Origin of the sequence: uncultured Campylobacter sp. (genome assembly GCF_938045345.1) — a bacterium.
GTDB lineage: Bacteria > Campylobacterota > Campylobacteria > Campylobacterales > Campylobacteraceae > Campylobacter_B.
On record NZ_CALIMS010000005.1, the window covers coordinates 92,736 to 112,976 of the forward strand.

15 protein-coding genes are annotated in these 20,241 nt (G+C 45.4%); 5 read left to right on the top strand and 10 right to left on the bottom strand.

The features are described 5' to 3' along the window. Positions 1-6: 6 nt before the first annotated feature. The 5 genes from Q0144_RS01455 to Q0144_RS01475 all read right to left on the bottom strand — a co-directional run bounded on the left by Q0144_RS01455 (position 7) and on the right by Q0144_RS01475 (position 6,821). Entirely contained in the window at positions 7-915 is a 909-nt protein-coding gene (locus Q0144_RS01455) for a PD-(D/E)XK motif protein (RefSeq protein ID WP_298061108.1), read from the bottom strand. After that, positions 908-3,571: a Z1 domain-containing protein gene (locus Q0144_RS01460; RefSeq protein ID WP_298061109.1), complete on the bottom strand. Its 2,664-nt coding sequence runs from the start codon at positions 3,569-3,571 to the stop codon at positions 908-910. Before Q0144_RS01460 ends, Q0144_RS01455 begins: the two co-directional genes overlap by 8 nt. Then, entirely contained in the window at positions 3,561-4,964 is a 1,404-nt protein-coding gene (locus tag Q0144_RS01465) for an ATP-binding protein (protein WP_298061110.1), read from the bottom strand. Before Q0144_RS01465 ends, Q0144_RS01460 begins: the two co-directional genes overlap by 11 nt. Continuing rightward, the gene (dcm, locus tag Q0144_RS01470; protein WP_298061112.1) at positions 4,945-5,970 is read right to left on the bottom strand and encodes a DNA (cytosine-5-)-methyltransferase; all 1,026 of its coding nucleotides are present in this window, start codon (positions 5,968-5,970) and stop codon (positions 4,945-4,947) included. Before dcm ends, Q0144_RS01465 begins: the two co-directional genes overlap by 20 nt. Positions 5,971-6,458: 488 nt before the next feature. Next, complete coding sequence (locus Q0144_RS01475) at positions 6,459-6,821, bottom strand: diacylglycerol kinase (RefSeq protein WP_298061113.1); 363 nt, start codon at positions 6,819-6,821, stop codon at positions 6,459-6,461. Positions 6,822-6,888: 67 nt separating this feature from the next. On the opposite strand from Q0144_RS01475, the gene Q0144_RS01480 reads away from it, so the two are divergent. Further along, positions 6,889-7,647 (top strand): exodeoxyribonuclease III, encoded by a 759-nt coding sequence (locus Q0144_RS01480; RefSeq protein WP_177386736.1) that lies wholly within the window; start codon positions 6,889-6,891, stop codon positions 7,645-7,647. Between the two features lie 139 nt (positions 7,648-7,786). Continuing rightward, positions 7,787-9,433 carry a formate--tetrahydrofolate ligase gene (locus Q0144_RS01485; protein ID WP_298061115.1) on the top strand — a complete coding sequence of 549 codons (1,647 nt, stop codon included), beginning with the start codon at positions 7,787-7,789 and terminating at the stop codon, positions 9,431-9,433. 595 nt (positions 9,434-10,028) lie between these two features. Here Q0144_RS01485 and Q0144_RS01490 read toward each other — a convergent pair. After that, a complete protein-coding gene (locus Q0144_RS01490) occupies positions 10,029-10,355 on the bottom strand; it encodes a hypothetical protein (protein WP_298061117.1) in 327 nt (108 codons plus the stop codon). A gap of 485 nt (positions 10,356-10,840) precedes the next feature. On the opposite strand from Q0144_RS01490, the gene Q0144_RS01495 reads away from it, so the two are divergent. The 3 genes from Q0144_RS01495 to Q0144_RS01505 all read left to right on the top strand — a co-directional run bounded on the left by Q0144_RS01495 (position 10,841) and on the right by Q0144_RS01505 (position 14,887). Beyond that, positions 10,841-13,468: a hypothetical protein gene (locus Q0144_RS01495; RefSeq protein ID WP_298061119.1), complete on the top strand. Its 2,628-nt coding sequence runs from the start codon at positions 10,841-10,843 to the stop codon at positions 13,466-13,468. A gap of 56 nt (positions 13,469-13,524) precedes the next feature. Continuing rightward, on the top strand, positions 13,525-14,157 hold the full coding sequence (locus Q0144_RS01500; RefSeq protein ID WP_298061120.1) for a tetratricopeptide repeat protein: 633 nt from the start codon (positions 13,525-13,527) through the stop codon (positions 14,155-14,157). Between the two features lie 169 nt (positions 14,158-14,326). Further along, positions 14,327-14,887, top strand: coding sequence for a histidine phosphatase family protein (locus Q0144_RS01505; protein WP_298061122.1), 561 nt, complete (start codon positions 14,327-14,329; stop codon positions 14,885-14,887). A 493-nt stretch (positions 14,888-15,380) separates the two neighbouring features. Here the strand turns inward: Q0144_RS01505 and Q0144_RS01510 are convergent, their stop codons facing one another. The 4 genes from Q0144_RS01510 to Q0144_RS01525 form a co-directional block, all read right to left on the bottom strand. Then, positions 15,381-16,487 (bottom strand): alanine racemase, encoded by a 1,107-nt coding sequence (locus Q0144_RS01510; protein WP_298061124.1) that lies wholly within the window; start codon positions 16,485-16,487, stop codon positions 15,381-15,383. A 785-nt stretch (positions 16,488-17,272) separates the two neighbouring features. After that, the gene (locus tag Q0144_RS01515; RefSeq protein ID WP_298061125.1) at positions 17,273-17,986 is read right to left on the bottom strand and encodes a vWA domain-containing protein; all 714 of its coding nucleotides are present in this window, start codon (positions 17,984-17,986) and stop codon (positions 17,273-17,275) included. 284 nt (positions 17,987-18,270) lie between these two features. Then, positions 18,271-19,164, bottom strand: a complete 894-nt coding sequence (locus tag Q0144_RS01520; RefSeq protein ID WP_298061126.1) for a DMT family transporter — start codon at positions 19,162-19,164, stop codon at positions 18,271-18,273. A gap of 417 nt (positions 19,165-19,581) precedes the next feature. Beyond that, entirely contained in the window at positions 19,582-20,232 is a 651-nt protein-coding gene (locus Q0144_RS01525) for a hypothetical protein (RefSeq protein ID WP_298061127.1), read from the bottom strand. Positions 20,233-20,241: the final 9 nt, after the last annotated feature.

Genomic DNA, 20,241 nt, shown 5'->3' on the forward strand with positions numbered 1-20,241 from the left:
TCGCCTTTAAAGTTTTATTCTCTCCAATAAAAATTCATTGCATTTTAATAAATCTACCGTATATTTTACGTTATGAATTCTGGAATCTATATCTATAGGAGTAATTTTTGGAAATTTATTATCTACATTAAAAAATAAAATTTTATCTATTTTAAATTTTAATAGTTCTACTTGGAAATTTGCTTTATAGCCATACGAAAAAAGCTTTTTATAAAATGATTCTACATCAGCTATCTTTACTTCTATACTTTTTATGATGTCCTCAACACTAAGTCCTTGAAAATTTATAGATAAAGAGTATACTGCGAGATATAATTTTTCTTTACTTGTATAAAGTTGATAAGCAGATGAAATTGTAACATGTGGTGATTTTGAAGCTTTATACGTTTTAATCTCAACAGCGCAGTCATTAAATAAAAAATCTTGTTTATCAAAATCTGCCCCAACCCAAGAACTTAACGCCTCTTCAAAACCAACTTGTTTAGCTGCAATATTATTTAAAAAACTAAGTTCACCAAATAGCCCCATTTGCCTTTCTGTTCCAAAATTATCATCATTTGAAACAAAAAATTTTTTCCATTTTAGGAGTCTTGTTTCTATATTGTCTAAAACGCTTTCGTCATTATTGCAAGTATTTAAAAGAGAAATAATATCGTTGCAAACCAATACAAATAGTTGCCAATTGGAATTATCATTTAGCGCTATATAAAATTTGGTAGCATCTTTAAAATCTTTTCTTAGTGTATTTAAACCAATAAATTTCATACTCTTTTTACTAATTTTTATACAAAAATCTAGTTCAATACCAAAAGTATATCTTCCATCCAAATCAACTATCCAAAAAATATCATACCTATTGTCACCATCAACCCTTCTTCTGGTATTGTTTTTCATATCATTCCAAGGATTAATCATCTTGCTCTTCTAATTCATCAAATTTCAAAAGCATCTCTTCTTGGTATACTTTATTGATTAAATATTTAATAGTTTGAGAGCTACTACAAACACTATCATTAGGAAAACAAACGCCATATGCTGGTAGTATATTGCAACCAAAGCCGATTTGATTGTTTTTAGTGTCTAGTATATGCAACATTAAAATTGGATTTTTCAAATTTTTTCTTAAAAATGAAGACCTGTCACCCCTTTTTTCTTTCTTGCTTTGTTCGTAAATTTTATCATCTATCAATGCTTTTTCAGGATCTCCTGCCGATAGTTTTCTATTTCCGAGTTCTATATAATCCCCTCTATCTTGCAATTTTGAACGCTCTTCCATGCTTATCTCAAATTTTTCTAAAAGCTCTCCCTTTCCACCATAAAGAACAACATCCCACGTTGTATTCTTATCTTCCAGATACGTCCTTATAAATTCTAACTGCATATGTGCTTTTATAACACTAAAGCTATTTATAAAATCTAATATTTTCATTTTATCTATATTTTTATATATAGTGGCACTTCCTTTTTTACTACCTCGACCAAGGAATTCTATAAACTTTTTTAAAATGTTTAAATTTTTATCATGTAGTTGTGGATTTTTAGCAAATCTTACCGTTTCTATTAGCTTTCCACTTAAATCCAATGAAATACATTTTTCTTCTGCATTTTTCATCTTATTTTTAGCTGTAATTTGAAGTTGGCTGTTTGGATCTTGTCTGACAGCTAATCCAAAATTATAAGGAGTTAGACCATCTTCTGCCATCTCTTTAAATTTATACATAAGCTCATTCGTAGCCTCAATAATAAATTTAAAATAGTTTTGAATATCTTCTGGCATATAAATTTTACATAAATCCTCATAACCCTGTCTATACCCAAACCATCTACCCATCTGCATAAGCGTATCATAGAATATAGTACTTCTTATAAAATAACTAACACTGAGTCCTTCTAAAGTAAAGCCACGTGACAGGCTAAGTCCTCCGACTGCAATGACATTTATTCTTTCGCTAGTATTATAGTTAAGCGGCTTCTTGCTATTTTGGTAAACCGCTATTACTTGAATACTATTTGCGATTTCGGATAATTTTTTTGAAATCTCTAACCATGAGAATTCTATATCAAATTTTGTCTCAAAAATATTCTTTAAGTTTAGTATCAAGCTACTTTGTTTTACTGAATTTGGAAGTAAAATAAAAGCATTAATATCATTTTTTAACGCTTTTAAATATTCATCTATCAAACATTCAATTTTTTCGTGCACATCAGAAAAGCGACTAATATTAACGAGCATACTATTGTTTTTAACTTGTCCTCTTAAATCCCTTATCGCAACATTTAGTATAAATACATTTATAGCCTCAAATAAGCTTTTTGGCAATTCAGATATAAGGATATCTTTTTTGTGCTTTAAAGGAATTTTTTCATCATAATCATTAATATCTACTAAATAATTATCAGGTTTATCTATAAAAATCTCTTCAGCGCCAAAATAATTAGTTGGTGCATCAAGGGCATATATAAAATCTCTTGGAAATAAATCTTTAGAAATCTGCTCGTTCATGTTTTTAATTTTTACGCTTTGCTCATCTTCTATCGTATGATCTATAAAAATATTTGCATAAGGCGTGGCAGTATATGCAACATAAGAGCTTTTTTCGAAAAGCTCCAAAAGAGCCCTTAATTCTTTATTTATAGTGGTTGGATTACCCTCCTCTTTTGTATTTATGGAGGCGTAGTCAGACTCGTCGTCTATCAATAACATGGCATGTTTTGAAATTTTATTGCTATAATGAGATTTAATCCATGATATGACATTAGAAAGAGTATTTGCATTTTTTTTGATAACCAAAAGTACAGGCGTATTGATATTATCAAAATTTACACCTTGTGAGTTTTTATGTGCGTCTATTGTATTAAAATCGCCTGTTTCTGTAGTTAAGCTAATAGGTTGCATTCTATTTGCATTAGGCAAATCATCAAGCCCAACCCCGACTACTTTTGAGTCGTTTTTACCAACAAAAGCCTCATTTATACGAATTTGAGTCTGGTTTCTAAGATTATTTTTATCTCCAGCAACAATAACTATAAATTTATAACCAATATCGGCAGCCTTACATATCAAGGAAGCATAGTTTGAAGTTTTGCCAGACTGAACATGCCCTACAACCATACCGTATACACTAAATTTATTCTCTCTCGGATCTCCAATTTGATTCATTATCATATCAGTATCATCATCTACAGTCTTGATAACTTGCGGAGGCAATAAGCCTTTATAAAATTTTTCCAATCTATCCCAGTAAAAATTGCTATTATTGACTTTTGTGTTTATACTATACCAAGACGTATTGCGTCGCTTTTGTTCATCGCCTTTTATTACCAAACCTATGCTCATCTTGACATTAAAATATTTTTCTAAGTTCTCTTTTAATATTTTATAATCATTGCTTGAGAAATTACCTTCTTTGTTAAATATAGCAATTTTAATGTTAGACTCAATAATTTTTTTTACCTTAGAAACCTCATTGTCAATATCTTCGGTTTGTAGAATCCCATTTTGATTAGAGTACTTGTCAGTTAAATTCCTTTTTGAAAAATTAAAAACTTCTTCATAGAAACTACATTCCATTCAACAACTCCTTGTGCTTTTTAAAAATCTCTATTTTTTTTATTTCATCTTCGCTAAATCCTACATTTTTTAGATATTTCAGTATTTTAACCACTTCCGTATTTGAAATAATATCTTCTTGTCTAAAATTATGTGGGTTTTGCTGTACCTGTACCTGTATAGCTTCTAATGGTATACATGCCTCAAGTGACTTTAGGTATAACTGGAATAGCTCTCTCGTTTGCAAATCCAATAAATCTAATAATTTTTTATGCATTGGATTTTCTTTATTTATTACAAAATAAATTTTGCTATCTTCGCAAACTAGATTCCAAAATCTAGTAATATTTTTGTCGTTTATTTTTCGACCACGAGTAGAAAAAGGTTTTACTCCGTCTTTTATAGAGTATAAAGCAACTCTTTTGAGCGTATCTTTCAAGCCGGCAACTGGATTTGCGATAGACTTTTTTACATCAATATTCCACAACTCGTCTTGATCATTTGAAATTTCAATCTTTATACGAACAAGCTTTGTTGTATCGCTAGATTTAAGAATACCCCACCATTTACCGTAAACAAGTAGCCTATGGGCTCTGTATAGATAAAAACCTTGAGATTTTATATAGCCTTCTCTTCCACTATATTTTTCCCATTCCAATAAAGTCACTTTTGAATGATGCGGTAAGATAAATGGAGTAATTTTTATTTCTTTTTCATTGTATTTGATTATTTCTGTAGATTTCATAAAGGTTGCATCATGTGTTGGATTAAACGGATTAAAAGGTATTAACAAATTATTGTTGATTGATATTTTTATTTTTCTTGCACCGTCAGCCCCCTCTAGAAATTGGTGAAAGACCAAGGATAAATGCTCTCTTAGTATTTCTAAGCATTCTGAAATTTGCTCAATTTTGTCCATATCTTCCCATATGACAAGAGTAGAGTTATCGTTTTTATAAAAATCTTTAAAAATTTCAAGATTTTTATATTCGCTCAACTCAGGTGTCAAAAGTAGCCATTTATCTCTTTTAGAGATATAGTCCAAATCCCATTGTTTAATATTTATCTGATTACATTTCTTTGATATAACAGTAAGTTTTTTACATTGAGAAAATGAAGCCGTTTTAAGACCTAAACCAAATTTACCAAGCGCGATATCATTTCTTCTCTCGTCTGGATTTTTCGATGATAGCCTCATAGCTTCTACTAGTTCATCTTTGTCCATTCCTGCACCATTATCTAGAATACAAAAAAACGGTTCAGGATGTTGTATGGCATAGATTTTTATATCATTTGCACCGGCAGATATGCTGTTATCAATAATATCTGCAACAGCCACCTCAAAAGTATACCCTATGTCACGAAGCGATCTAACAAAATTTGCGACATTCGGATTAATTTCTATCGGATCCATCCAACACCGCTACAATCTCTTTTGCGATTTTTTCAACCATCGGCACAACAACAGAATTTCCAGCTTGTTTATACAACTGTGCTCTTGATATGTTTGATGGAAGCATAAAATCTCGCGGAAATCCTTGCAAATTAAAGCATTCTTTTGGGGTTAATCTTCTTATTATACCATTATTTAATATTATTGGGATATTATGTCCACCAGCACCCATATTTGCAGTCAAGGTAGGGCAAACATTTGATTTATTGGAGCGAACATAATAACGCCTATATTGATAAACAATGTTTTCATCTGTCACACTTTCTACTACTCTACGATGGATTTTATTGCTTTTGTCATTATAAATATCAGATTGAATAACGCACGAATCATCTAGGAAGGATTTTATATTTCTGGGGGTCTTGCTTGTTTCTTTTGGTATTTGAAATCTAGCGGATAATAAATTCTCTTGTTTTGTTTCTAGTATATTTTCTTTTATAGGCTTTTCAAATGAATAGTCGCTTTCATCTTTAAAGCCTACGATATATATTCTTTCCCTCCCTTGTGGTATGTCTGTATACTTTGCAACATTTAGTACAAATGGTATAAAAGAATATCCAGTCTTTTTTATTTCATCTTTAATGATTTTAAAAGTTTTTCCGTTATTATGTGTTGCAAGAGTTTTGACATTTTCTAAAAAATAGGCTTTTGGCCTCAACTCTTTTAATAGTCTCGATACTTCAAAAAAAAGCTTTCCTCGCCCATCTTCAAACCCTTTTCCGTGCCCAGCTTGCGAAAATGGTTGGCAAGGAAATCCTGCAGTAAGTATATCTATACTAGATAGATTTTTATTATTTAATTTTTTAACGTCTCCTTCGATAAGATTTATGCTCTTATGATTTAATCTATAAGTCATACAGGCATTCTTGTCAATTTCATTTGCCCAAATAACATCACAATTTGAATTCTTAAATGCTTGACATATACCACCAACGCCAGCAAACAAACTTCCTACTCTATAACTCACAGATACCTTCTTATTTTTTAAGATTTTATAATAACGCTCATTAAATTTTGCTGATTTTATTTTTAAATTTTAGATCGTTGCTTTATATAATTACAAACAATTTAATTATATTTCGAAGTATGCTTAAAAAGCTATTCAAGTTAAGGTTTCAAATTTCATTCTTAAAATTTAAAGGTAAATCGCGTAAATCTTACCGCTGAGCGCGACACAGTTTTTTTAAATTTAGCGCGCCGTCCTGCGCGTAGCGCGGTTAAAGCTTTTGGCTCGAAATCGCTTTAAATTTATCGCAAGCAAGACGGCGCCGCTTGCTAAATTGAACAAAGCCTGCTTTTACGGGCAAGGGGCTTATGCCTGCGGGCTCCGTGCAGTTTGAAATTAATATGTTAAGACTGAATTAAATGGCGCACGTAAAATTTCATGATTGAATTTTGCCGAGCTTGCTACGTTAAGCGATAATTTTTGAAATTTAAAATTCCACTCGCGGAATTTCAAAAAATTTTCCCGCAGATCGCATATCCCCACAGCGCGGCGTTAAGAAATAGGCTCATCATCACGGCCGTGCTTGCGGTGTCTTTGGCGCCTTTGGCTAGCGGGTGGATTTCGCTCGTGGTAAGATCGACCGCGCGCTCGATGGCTGAGTTTACGCACTCGGTTGTGAGCGTAAAGACCGCGCCGAAGATCAAAAATAGATTTAGCACCGCGCCGAAATTCCAAAAAAATAGCGACAGCAGAAGCGGGACGAACACGCAAAGCTCGAGTTTGAAGCTACGCTCGCTGCGCAGCATCTCGGCAAGACCCGCCATCGCGTAGCCCCAGTTGGCAAAAAATCGGTATTTGGGCTGATTGCGCATAATTTTCCTTTAAATTTAGTCAAAATTTCGTATAATCATACCAAAATTTTCAGGCCAAAGGCTAAATTTGAAACTGATTAGTTGGAATGTAAACGGACTGCGCGCAGTACTCGGCAAAGACGGCTTCGCGTGGCTTGCGGAGCAAAACCCCGATTTTTTGGGCTTGCAAGAGATCAAGGTGAGCGAAAAGGACGCTCCGAAAGGGCTTTACGAGCTCGGATTTTCTCAGATCGATCTAAATTCCGCCGCTCGTGCGGGATATTCGGGCGTGGCGAGCCTAGCAAAATTTAAAAGCGAGACGAGCAAGGCGCTGTTTTTCCCCGACGACGAGGGGCGCGTGCTGCAGCACCGCTTTGGCGACGTCGTGCTTTTTAATATCTACTTTCCCAACGGCCAAAAGGACGAGGCGCGGCTAGCCTATAAGATGGAATTTTACGCGAAATTCTTAGCCTATGCGCGCAGCCTCGCGGAGCAGGGGCTCGGGGTGATATTTTGCGGCGACGTGAATACCGCGCACCGCGAGATCGATCTTGCAAACCCCAAAGCAAACTCCAAAACCTCGGGCTTTTTGCCGATCGAGCGGGCGTGGCTCGATGAGGTGGAGGCGGCGGGCTTTGTCGATACCTTTCGTGCCGTGCGCGGCGAGCTGCGGGACGCCTACTCGTGGTGGAGCTACCGCTTTAACGCGCGCGCCAAAAACGTAGGCTGGCGGATCGATTATTTTTTCATCTCGGCAAATTTGCGCTCGCGGCTAAAGGATGCTTTCATCCTAAGCGACGTGATGGGCAGCGACCACTGCCCCGTGGGCATCGAGATCGAAATTTAGTCGGGGGAAATTTCTCGGTGCGAGATTTGATCTTGTGCGGCTTGTGGGCAAGGTGCGCATAGCGCGCGAGCTAATGCGCGGATTTAAAGAGGCGGTGCGTAAACGCTGCGCAATAAAATTTTAAATTTAAGGAGAGAAAATGTTGAGCGATATCGAAATAGCAAATGCGGCGAGGCCGGATAAAATTTCAAACGTTGCGAAAAATTTGGGGCTTAGCGAGGATGAGATCGAGCTGTACGGCCACTACAAAGCCAAGCTAAACATCAAGCCGCGCTCGCGTGCTTCGAAGCTTATCTTGGTCACGGCGACCAATCCGACGCCGTTTGGCGAGGGCAAGACGACGACATCCATCGGTCTAGCCGACGCGCTAAAACGTCTAGGCAAAAGCGTCTGTCTTGCGCTGCGCGAGCCGTCGCTGGGGCCAGTTTTCGGTATCAAAGGCGGGGCCGCGGGCGGCGGATATTCGCAGCTGGTGCCGATGGATGATCTAAATTTGCACTTCAACGGCGATTTTCATGCGATCACCTCCGCGAACAATCTCATTTCGGCGGTCATCGACAACTCGCTGTATCAAGAAAACCCGCTAAAGATCGATAAAATTCTATGGAAGCGCTGCATGGATATGAACGACCGCGCGCTGCGCCACATCACCGTAGGTCAGGGCGGGCGCACCGACGGAGTAGAGCGTGAGGACGGCTTTAATATCACTGCAGCTAGCGAGATAATGGCGGTTCTGTGCCTCTCGAACGATCTTGCCGAGCTTAAGGAAAACATCGCAAACATAATGGTCGCCTACGATACGCAGGGAGAGCCAATATACGTGCGCGATCTGGGCTGCGCGGATGCCGTGGCGATCCTGCTAAAAGACGCGATGAAGCCAAATCTCATCCAAAGCCTTGAGCACACGCCCGCGCTCGTGCACGGAGGACCCTTCGCAAATATCGCGCACGGCTGCAACTCCATAATGGCGAGCAAGCTTGCGCTCTCGCTAGCAGATTACGCCGTAACGGAGGCGGGCTTCGGAAGCGAGCTCGGGGCTGAAAAATTTATCGACATCAAGTGCCGCCGCGCGGGCATCGCTCCGGATGCCGCGGTGCTGGTTAGCACGATCCGCTCGCTTAAATACAACGGCGGCGCGGATAAAGAAAGTATCACGAGCCCTGATCTTGCCGCGCTTCAAAAAGGCATCGTAAATTTAGGCGGGCATATTGAAATTTTACAAAACTTCGGGCTAAATCCGGTCGTGGCGCTTAATCGCTTTAGCTTCGATAGCGACGAGGAGATCGCCTTCGTGTGCGAGTACTGCAAGCAGCGCGGCGTGCAGATGGCGATTTGCGAAAATTTCGCCAAAGGAGGCGAGGGCGCGCTTGAGCTAGCCCGCCTCGTAGTAGATGAGTGCGAGCGCGCCAAGGAGCTGAAATTCGCCTACGAGCTTAGCGACGATACGGCGAGTAAGATCGAAAAGATCGCTACTAAAATTTACGGCGCAAGTGAGGTCGTTTTTGAGCCGGAAGCGCAAAAGGCGCTACAGCACATCAAGGCTTTGGGACTTGAGCGGCTAAACGTTTGCATAGCTAAAACGCAGTATAGCTTCAGCGACGATGCCAAGGCGCTTGGGCGTGCACGCGGCTTTAAGCTCAGCGTCAAGGACCTTCAGATCCGCACGGGAGCGGGCTTCATCGTCGCCGTCTGCGGCAAGATAATGCTGATGCCAGGGCTACCGAAGGTTCCTAACGCGCTAAATATGAGGATCACGGACGAAGGCGTTATAAGCGGACTGGCGTGAAATTTTATTTTCGGCGCCCGAAGCCAAAGCCGAAAATTCCGCGCTTGGGCGGTAAAATTTAGCTGCGAGCTTCGGCGGCGATAAATTTTTCCCTCAAGCTTCGGTAGCGATAAATCTTGCCTTCAAGCTGCGGCGAGTTTATCGCGCCCCGGTTTTAGTGCGCTAGGTTTTGATTAATCGAGTTTCGGCGCGCCGGGCTCGGCCTGCAAAATTTCATTAAATTTCGCGCAAGATTTACGCAGAAATTCGGCGCGAAACTTGCGCGGGTTTGCATTTGAAATTTCGCCCGCAAAATTCCGTGCAAAACCGGGCGCGAGATCTTAAACCGAGCCGCTCGCGAGTTTGCGAGATCATCGCGGCAAGATTTAAAATTTCATAATGCATAAGCTCGCCGTGAAATTCAAAATTTCACGCGGCTGCGCACAGTGTCATGTGTCGCTACGAGATTCTAAATTTCATGTCGAGCGCACCGTGAAATTAATCTGTCGGTCGCGCAGCAGATCGCCGCACGATCTAAAATTCGCGCTTGCGCCGCGACATGCACCGCCGTGAGTTAAATTATGCGGCAGGCGAGCTAAATTTTACGCTCGTACGATCAGTCATGTTGGCGGAGGTTTGCGGCGCCCAGATTAAATTTTACATACCGTCGTGTAGCGCCTGCAGTGGGCACGGATGCTTGATCCGTTCTGCTTGCAAATGCAGGAGTGTTATAACCGCGCGACATCGTAGAGCTGAATTTTACGAGTCGCTGCATCACGGCAATGAAATTTTGCGCCGTGCTGCTAGCTGCGACTAAATTTGCGCGACGACTATATGCCGCTGCGCGCTTGTAAATTAAATTGCACTTTATGCGCCCGCCGTCTGATTGGCGTGTGATTGAAATTTGCGCGCCGCTGCTTGTCATAAATTTAGATCGCTGCACGCCGCGCCATAGCTGTCGTGAAATTTTAAATTACATGCCGTGCGTACGAGCTCGCCGTGAAATCTAAAATTTCACGCGGCCGCGAAATTTGCTGTGCGTTATGCCGTATCGCGCATCGTCGCGAGCCAAATTATGTGTCGCTGCGGAATTAAAGTCTTGCATACCCGCTGCTACCGCTCGGGCGCCGTATGCCTGGCGGCTCTGTTTTGCGATCCGTTCACGCCGTATTTGTTGCGGTTAGTTATGTACGTCGCCGCGCCGCAGTGCGAAATTCCACGTCTAGCTCTATTTTAGAGCTTTGATTTGTAGCGAGATTTTACGGCGCGCAATGGCGCTAAATTCCATCCTGCGTGAGATTTTGGAATTTTAAAATTCCCTTTCGCGGTATAATTATATGAAATGCTAAAATTTGCGGGATCTTAATAAAGGAATTTTAAAATTTATGCGGCGCGGCTTTGTGGCGTGCCTGTAAGAAAGGAGCGATCATGGACAAGCTGGATAAAGAGGAGCTTGCAGAGGCGTTTGTTGCTAGACTCAAAGCTTTAGCGCGTAGCGGCAGCGCCGGTCTGCGTGAGCTTGATCGCGAGTTTTACGGATTTAGCGTGAGGCTTGGCGTGCGTTACGACTTCGCCGGCAAGTTTAGCGTCTCGCAGATAAGCGGCGGCGAGCGCGCACAGCTGCATTTCGCAGATATCGCGCAGTTTGAGGCTCATGCGCGCGAGTGCTTACGCGCGGCGAGCGCGGATGCGGAGCTAAGCGAGGCCTTTATGCTACGCCTGCGTGCAGATCCCCAAAAAGCCGCTATGAATGCGGATCAAATCATAAAATTTCACGATTTTAAGCCCTTTAGCGTTCAGCTGCGTTGTGAGCATTGCGGCGGATCTGGTAGGAGACGCTGCAAAGGCTGCGAAGGCGCAGGCAAGGCGCCGTGCGCTAACTGCGGCGGGCGCGGGCGCTTAATCTGCCCCGATTGCAAGGGCGCCGGTGGCTATAGCCGCGCGGCATTAAGCTCTATGGACGCTCATGCGCGCGGCCTTTCTGGAGGCGACTCTGCAGGCTCTGCGCCAAATTCTATGGGCTATCGCTTCATTCCCTGCGCTAGTTGTGGCGGTAGCGGCTCGCGCATTTGTCCCACTTGCGGCGGCGCAGGCAGATTGCGCTGCGAAAAGTGCGGCGGTGCGGGCGATTTTCACTGCGATCACTGCGATGGGCGCGGGTATTTCACTCGCACCGGCAAAGTATCCGTTCATGCCCGCCCGAGCGTCAGTATAGGCGCTAGCTCGCAGGTTTTTGGGCGCGAGCTGCTGGAGTTTTTATGCAGCAAGGGCGTAGGTTTTGCGGCGCGCAGACTTTTGTTTCGTCTAAGCTCGCTGCGAGCGGCGCAGGGCGGCTGCGAAGCGGTATTTAGCGCGGAGGAGGAGTTTTTGCGCTTGAGTTTTGCCGTCTGCGGCAAGGCTTACGATGCGGCGTGCTTTGGTGGCGCGACATTCGTAAGACCTAATTTTTTGGACGAAGTTTTTGCGCCGGAGCTTGCGGCGGCACGCAGCGCGCCCGCCAGGCTAGGGCAGAACGATGCGCAAAGCCTTTTTACGCTGTTTCGCGCAAAGCCTGTGCTGGATGTGACGATGCGTCTAGCTAGTGCTAAGTTGCGCGGCGAGACGCTAAATCTCGAGCAGTTGCGTGGCGCGGATGGACATTTTAACTTTGCAAATTTTGCCCGCAGCGCGGCTGATCGCGACGCTTTGAGCCTTGCAAAAGACGCTTCGCGCAAAGAAAATCTCGAGGGCGGCGCGAGCGTAAAATTTGCGGGCACGAAATTCGCGAGCGCTTCGGCAAATTCTATGGGCACGGAAGATAATCGCTTGGGGTTGCGCGGAGAGCAAGGCAGGTTCGCAGGAGGAGTGAGCGGCGGCATAAAATTTACAGGGGCGGATCTTTCGGAAAGCGGAGAGAATTCTGCCAGCGATTTTGATGCTAGGCAGCAAAGCGACGAAGCTCGCGCGCAGAATGGATCTAATTTTGCAGGCTCGCAAGAGGGCTTAAGCGGCACTTCTGATCGCACTGCGGAGGGTCTTTATGAATTACGCGGCGAGCGAGATTACCGAGATTTAAGTGTCTTGAATGCTCAAAATTCCACAAATTCCATAGACTCCGCCGCAATAAATTCCGAAAATCTAGCCGCTGCAAAATTTAAAAATCGCACGAATACGCAAGATCCTGCGTCAAATTCTAAAATTTCGCCCTTTGCACGATTAAAGAAATTCTTTTTCCCACGTTCTTTGCGCGAGGATTGCGCGCAGAGTTTCGCCGCGGCGATTATGCGCGTTTGCGAGGGCTTTATTTCGCAGCAATGCGCTCGCGATTTGGGCGGAGCGATGGCTGGGGCGCTTGGCGTGCTAAGTCCGCGATATGACCGCGCGGTGTGGTGCATAGGCGGAGGCGCGCTCATCGCAGCGGCTGCGCTGGCGTGCGAGGGCTGCTTCGAGATGATCTTTGCGGAGCATTATTTTTGGGCACTCGCGTGCGGCGTGGCAATCGCTGCTGTGGGGCTGTTAGGCGGAGGAGTGCTGTGGCCGGCAAGCGCAGTGCGGTGCGCTGTAAAAGCTCGTAAAATTCCGCGAGAGTATCGCTGCGGCAGAGGCGGCGGGGCGTTTGCTCGCTTTTGTAAAGCTCTGCTCTGCGCCGTTTTAGCTAGCGCAATCTACGGAGGTGCGGCAAATACGGGCTACGTGCCGAAAACCGGCGCAGCAGGGCTGCTGCGAGGGTGGATGCCTACATTTTTTGAGGACAAAAATTCCGCTTCTGCGAGTGATGGCATAAATTCTGCAGACGAAAATTCTACGAGCACAAGCTCTAGCGGCTCTGAAAGCCCTGCTTCAAATTCCGCTTCCGGGGCGACTAAGGATTCCGCTGCGATGCAAAAGGATAAAATTTTATATATCCAAAAAAGCATCGGAGCCAAGCAGGATGGGATTTTTGGCGCACGCACGCTAAAAAAGGCGAGAGAGGTTTTGGATCAAAATCTAAGCGGCGTCGATGAAATTTACGAAGCTCTAAAAAGCAAAGAGCAGGCGAGAACGAACCCGAACCCTAGCGATCAAACTGCGCCTTAACGATAAACCCGCGACTTAGGCTTGGCGAGCAATCTTAAAAACCACAAAGGACGAAAATGAAAAATAAAATTTTAATTCTAGCGCTCGCTGCGGCGCTTTCCGCAAATTTCGTGCTTGCCGAAAATTTTGAAATCACTGCAGACGATATAAGCTGGGCTACGAAATCCTGCGATAAGGGCGATGTGAAGGCGTGCGGGGCGTTGGCGCAGGTTTACAATTATGGCTGGGGCGTGCCGCAAGATCTGCTAAAGGCTGCGCCGTTATACGTCAAAGCTTGCAAAGGCGGCGATGTGGAGTCGTGCGTAAATTTAGGCATTTTGTATCAAAGCGGAGAGGGGATGCCGCGCGATGAGGCAAAGGCGGCGGAGCTGTTTGACAAAGCCTGCGATGACGGGCATGCGATAGGCTGCAGTAACGCAGGCTCTGCGTATATCAGAGGCAGAGGCGTGCGCAAAGACGCTATAAAGGGCGTAGGTTACTATGTGCGCGGTTGCGACATGGATATCGTGGACAGCTGGCTTGCGTGCTTAAATTTAGCGCGTCTTTACGAGGGCAGTGATAATGTTAAAGCCGTGCAGTACTACAAAAAAGCTTGCGAGCTGGGCGGCAAGGATAGGTTTATGAGCTCGGTAGCGGAGCATGAAAGGGCATGGCAAAGCTCATGCGAAAGCTACGAAAGGCTTAAATAGCCGCGAAAATCTATGCTTTGAAGCAGACCCTCGCGCTCGCCGTGGCTACGGAGCAAGAACCCTAGCGGATTTCGCATAAATAGCGCAAATCTAAACATCAAGTATCCTGTAGAAGCGGAAGCATAACGGCGTAAGTTCTTAGCGCGCTCGTATTTTAGGAGACAAAATCATGACTACGATAGCGCTAATCCGCCACGTTACGCTGCTGATCGATCGCGGCGTGTGCGACGCCGCAGAAGCGGCACGGCGCGTAATCCTGTACGATACTACGCAAAGCTTAGCTTTGTGGCAAACCGATAAATTTAAAAATAGCGCCGCATACGAAAAGCTCGCCCGTATAAGCCGAGTATGCTCATCGCCACTGCCGCGCGCCGCGCTTACGGCGCAAAAGCTATTCCCGCAGCGGGACATAGAGTATTTGGAGGCTTTGCGCGAGTTTAATCTACGAATATTCCCCGTGCCGCTAATAAAAATGCCGTTTGATTACTGGCTCGAGCTCTCGCGCCTGCTGTGGCTGTGCGGCATGAACCCTAGCGGCGCAAGCGCGAAAGCAGAACGGCGGCGCGCGCTTGATCTGGTGCCGTCGCTGCTGGAAGCGGACACGGCGGTGATCGCGCACGGCTTTGTGCTGCGCGTCATACGCCATAGCGCGCGGCGGGCGGGCTATCGCCTGATATACCGCTTTTGCGAAGGCTGCTTTTGCGTAGAAATTTGGCAGCGCGCCGCGTAAAGATACAGCTCTGCGCGAAAATTTGAAATTTTGCGTTTTGTAAATTTTAAATTTAATGCGCCGTTTGGCAGCTATCGCGAGACGGCGAAATTTTATAATGTAATGGGCGTTGCTTTTTGAATACGGATAGCCCGCCGCCGCGAAGTAAAATTTAAACCATACGGCGCGAGCTAAATTTAGCGCCTCTTTCCGCTTGCTTGGCGCGCAGGCTGTGTTTACGACGCCCAAAATAGAGCGGTCTCGGTTGTGCGCTTGCGTTTTAGAGTGAGAGATTGCGTCGGTTAATTCCGCGCGCAGTATTCGGTAAAGCTCGCTCGCGCAAGGGATAAAATTTTGCGCGAGCAGAGCGATCTAGCTCAATCCGCACGCTTTAAATTTAGCCATGCTCTACCGAAGCTAAAATCTCTCTTCGCTGCGCATTTAAAATTTACCGCTTATCGCAGTCTATCCCGCTTCACAAACTCGTAGTAGCCGCATTTTTAAATTTGCCTGCTCATTGCAGCTTACCTCTGCATAGCACGGGGATCTTTTCTACGACCTCGCCGCCGCTAACGAGGTAGGCGAACTCGTGTAAATTTACGACGGGGCAGATGTGGTTTGGATAAATTTCGAGCCGATCGCCCACGCGCACGGCGTCTCGTAGCGCTCTGTCGTAGATGATCGCGTGCTCGTCGTAAACGCCATTTATCCACACCTCCGTACCCTTTATGCGTCCGAGCCCAGGCGTGGCGGTGAAGCCCTCGGTGCGCCTTTGCTGCGTAAGCCCCTTGGCACCGACGTCGGTGATGATGCGATTCGCCGTAGGTCTGCTGATGACGGTCGTAAGGATGCTTGCGGCGTTCATCGAATAATCGCCGTACGCCTGCGCCTGCGAGGCGTCCATAAAGATATATGTGCCCGGGCGGATCTCGGTGACGCCCTTTAAAATTTCAAAATCGTTGATGAGTGAGGGCGTCGAGCCGATACTAACGACGCTTGCGGGCAGAGCTAGCTCGCGCGCGATATCCGCAAACTCTAGCGTGCGGCGCTGTGCGGCTAGGTGGATGCGCTCGCATTCGCTCTTATCGGCGGCCTTGTAGGAGTGGCCGTCGTGGGAGAACACGCCGTGGAATTCTATATTTTTACAGCCTTTTAGAAATTTTATAAACGTCGCGAAATCCTGCTTTTCCACGAAGCCCGAGCGGTTTTCGCCCACTTCGATCTCGGCAAGCACGCAGGCCTTCGTGCCGCTGCGCTCAAAGGCGCGCTCTATCAGGCTCGCCTGCTCTATGCTATCGACGCCGAAGCTTAAGTTTATCCCCGCGCGCAAAAGCGCGATGATGCGCTGAAATTTCAGCTCGCCCACGATCTCGTTTGCAATAAATATATCTTTCAGCCCGTTTGCCGCCATGATCTCGGCCTCGCCCGTTTTGGCGACCGTGATGCCCGCAGCGCCGATGCTCTCTTGTAGCTTCGCGAAATAGGGCATTTTGTGCGTTTTGGTGTGCGGACGCAGGCTCACGCCCGCGGCATCCGCGTAGTTTTGCATCTTTTGCAGGTTGCGAAGCACGATCTCGCGATCAATCAGCAGCGCCGGCGTGTCGATCTCTGATATCCTCATAAGCTTCCTCCTAGTTAAATTTACGAAATTTTAATGCGTCCGCGCTTTAGTAGCTGCGCCCGTTTTGCGGTGGTGAAATTTTAAAATTTAGCGCGGCTTGCAAAGGGTAAAATTTACCTGTCGCTCGCGAATAGCGGAATTTACGCGTTTCTCGCGAAAAATGGAATTTGCGCGCCGTAAATTTGTCGCTGCTTGCGAAACAATGGCTTACTCACTGCAAATCGGCGCCCTTCGCGAAGCGCCTGAATTTAGACTATAAAATTTTGTTTACGCGTATTAAATTTAGCTTCTCTTGCAAAATTGCAAAATTAGCGCATCAAATTTAAGGATGCCTTCGCGAAGCGTTTAAATTTAGCGAGTAGATTTGCGTTTCCGCGCCGCACAGAGCAGCACCGGTAAAAGCAATACCGCGTGCCGCATGAAAAAGTCAAAATAAAATTCTAAAGTGCGCCGAGTAAAAATCAATATGCGCGCCGTACCGCTATATTCGCGGAGTTCTCGGCTCCGCTTCACGCCGTTTTATTCCTCGCGTGCCTGTTTTTATTGCGGCGCATATTCGCGTTAAATTTTTCGGCGAGCGACCCAGCGGACTAGCCGTTTTGCGCTGCTGTCTCTGTTTTCGCGCCGCCGCCCGCATTTTTTTGATAAATCTCGTTTGCACCGCTGCCAGTGTTTTTTACTAAAGCTCGTTTTGTGCCGCACGATGCACATCGCTGCCTATTTTAGTGCCGCCGCTCGTTTTAGTAGCGACACTTCATTTCTGGTGCGCCTCGCCTCGAGATTTGCTATTTTTTGTCCTGAAGCACCTTGTCGCGCCATTTCGAGTTTGCTTTGTTGTCGGTCGCTACGTCTTTGGATATCTCGGCCGCCGCTTCGAAATTTTTACTCACGCCCTCTTTGGAATTCTCGTATTTTAGAGCGTTTTCGCTTCTGATGCCGATGCTGCGTGCTTCGCTTGCGGCGTCGATATTAGCGCCCAAAAAGATAAACTCCCAGTCGTATTTCTCCTGCTTGTCGCTAATCATCTTCTTAATCTGCGCTTTGGAGTATTCGCGGCTTGAGTTTTCCATCCCGTCGGTGATGATGACGAAAAGCACGCGATTGTTTTTGGCATAGATGTCGGGCACGCGCTCGATACGCGCTATCGTGCTGCCGACGGCGTCAAGTAGCGCGGTGTTGCCGCCGGCGTAGTACTCTTTGGACGTTAGGTTTTCGACCTTCTTAAGCGGCGTGCGGTCATGGATGACGTTAAATTTCGTATCGAAAAGCACGGTCGTGACGCTGGCGTCGATGCCCTCTTTGCGCTCCTTTTCTATCATCGAGTTAAATCCGCCGATCGTGTCGCTCTCAAGCCCGCTCATCGAGCCTGATTTGTCTAAGATCAGCACCAATTCCAGGTGATTTACGCCGTCTTTATGATTGGGCGGTGTGGCAAGCTCTACACTTTTGGCAAACAATATGCCCGCAAGCGCGGCTACAAGAAGGATGATTTTTTTCATAGGGGCTCCTTTGTTAAAATTTCGTTATTTTACTATTGTATCGCTTAATCAATGAAATTTTATCGCTAAAGCTTCGCCGCACGCCTTTGCTGGGTAAATTTTAATACGAATTTTGTTGCGGAATTTTAACGTATCCTTGCGAGAGACGCCGCAAAATTCCGCGTGATATAGAATTATGCGTGGCGCAGAATTTCGCTGTGGAATTTTAAAGGAGTAGAATTTTATGCAGCATGGAATTTTGCGTGCAAATTTTATGCAGCACGGAATTTTATAACGCCGCAAAATCAAGCGCCTGCGGATCTGCTCCGTTTTGCGCTGAGGTAGCTTCCGATCTCGCTTATCAAAACGCCTGCGAGGATGAGCGCCGCGCCTAAAATTTGCATCGCGCTTAGCCTCTCGCCGCCCACGAATACGCCCATAATGCCCGCCGTCACGGGCTCGAGCGTGAAAAACAGAGCGGTTTTTACGGGCGTCGTGTATTTTTGCATCAAAGCCTGCGCAAAAAAGCCAAAAACCGTTCCCAGTAGGCAGATCACCGCCATCGCGACGAAAAAGCTTTTATCCATCACCGGCACGATGCTGACCCTCTCAAAAAAGATCGCCGCAAAGCAGCAAAGCACGCTTAAGCAGAGGATCTGTACGTAGGCGATGCCCGCTACGTCGCAGCTTTGCACGAAGCGGTTGGTTAGCACGATGTGAAACGAATACGCGCACGCGCAGACTAGCGCCAGCGCTTCGCCCTTGCCGAGGCCTAGCTGCGTGTCGCCGATGAGATAGAGCCCAGCGATCGCAAGCGCGATGCCCGCGTAGGCGTAGGAGTAAATTTTATGCCTAAACAGCGCCGCGGCGATGAAGGGTACGAGCGCGACGTTTAGGCCGATGATGAAGGCTACGGAGGAGCTTTGCGCAAATTTAAAGGCGAAGGTCTGCGACGTAAAACCCGCGAATAAAAACAGGCTAAGTACCGCGCCGTGCTTGATCTCGCGCGAAGTGATGGCTTTGAGCTTCGGGAAAAATATCGCGCCTGCGATGATGCTCGCGGCGAAAAAGCGCCAAAATAGCAGCACGAAGACGTTGTTGCTCGCAAGCGCCTGCGATGTGGGCAGATACCCGAGCCCAAAAGTGATCGCCACGAAGAGCATTCCGACGTCGGCTCTAAATTCCAAACTTTTATTCATCTATGTCCTTTTTGAAAATTTAAAGTCGTAATTTTACGAAATTTTAGGTAAAAAATAGGCTAAATTTTGGCGGAGCGATTTAGAATTTCGGATTTTAAAATCGCGAGTTAAATTTTAAGCGTCCAGCTCGTCTTTTTTGAGCTTGCGTCCGGCTCGTCTTTTTGGGCTTACGGGCGCTTGCGTTGGGCTCGTTTTTTTTGGGCTTGCGCGCACTTGTTCGCACACTCGTTGCCGCCGCTTCGTTACGCGTAAATTTTATGGCTACTACTCGCGCGATCATTACGCTGCTTTGCTACGGCTTTTCATAATTTTATAGCTACTACTCGCGCGTGGATAAATTTAAAATTTAATCGTCCGCGCCCTCTTTGTCGTTTTTTAGAATTTCTATGTTTGCGCGCTCATTCGCGCCTTTTAAGCTTATGGTTTTTTGAGCGCGGATTTAAGGGGAACTCTTGTCTCTTTTGATTTCATCATATTATAGCGCCTCTTTCTTATCTCTGCTTCGATAAATTTTATATCTTGCTGTGCGTATGGGAACGAGAGCGTGAAATTTTTTCCGCTTTGCCCGTCTTCTACTATCAAAATCGGCATCTCGCCCCTCATTCCTTTCTCCGTAAGGGCGTTTTCTATATCGATCTTTGTGCTAAATTTAAACGACAAAAATCTCCACTCTTTCCTTACGGTGCGGCTGTCTATGATGACGCCCTTTTCAGATAACGGCAGTATGGCAATTAGCATCATTGCAAGACCCATCACGATCACGAGTGCGGTTTCTGCGCCGCCTCTTTGCATATGCCCGCCTACGCATAAAGGGTCGTTTGCATCAAAGCATGCAACTTTACCTCCGCCTCTTGTTGTTTTTATCCAAGGCTCATCAAATGCTACCAGCGAACCCCAGGATAAAAATAGCACGATAAGCATAGTTTTTGCTATGGGGCTAGGAGGTATGAGCCAGGCGCCCTTTTGCACGGTTTTATAAGAGGCTTTGCTTTTAAAAACCATGCTTTTTAAAATAGCAAGCCCAAACAGTAAAAGATTTATGCCGAATATCAAATATAAAAATATCATGCCGCCGCC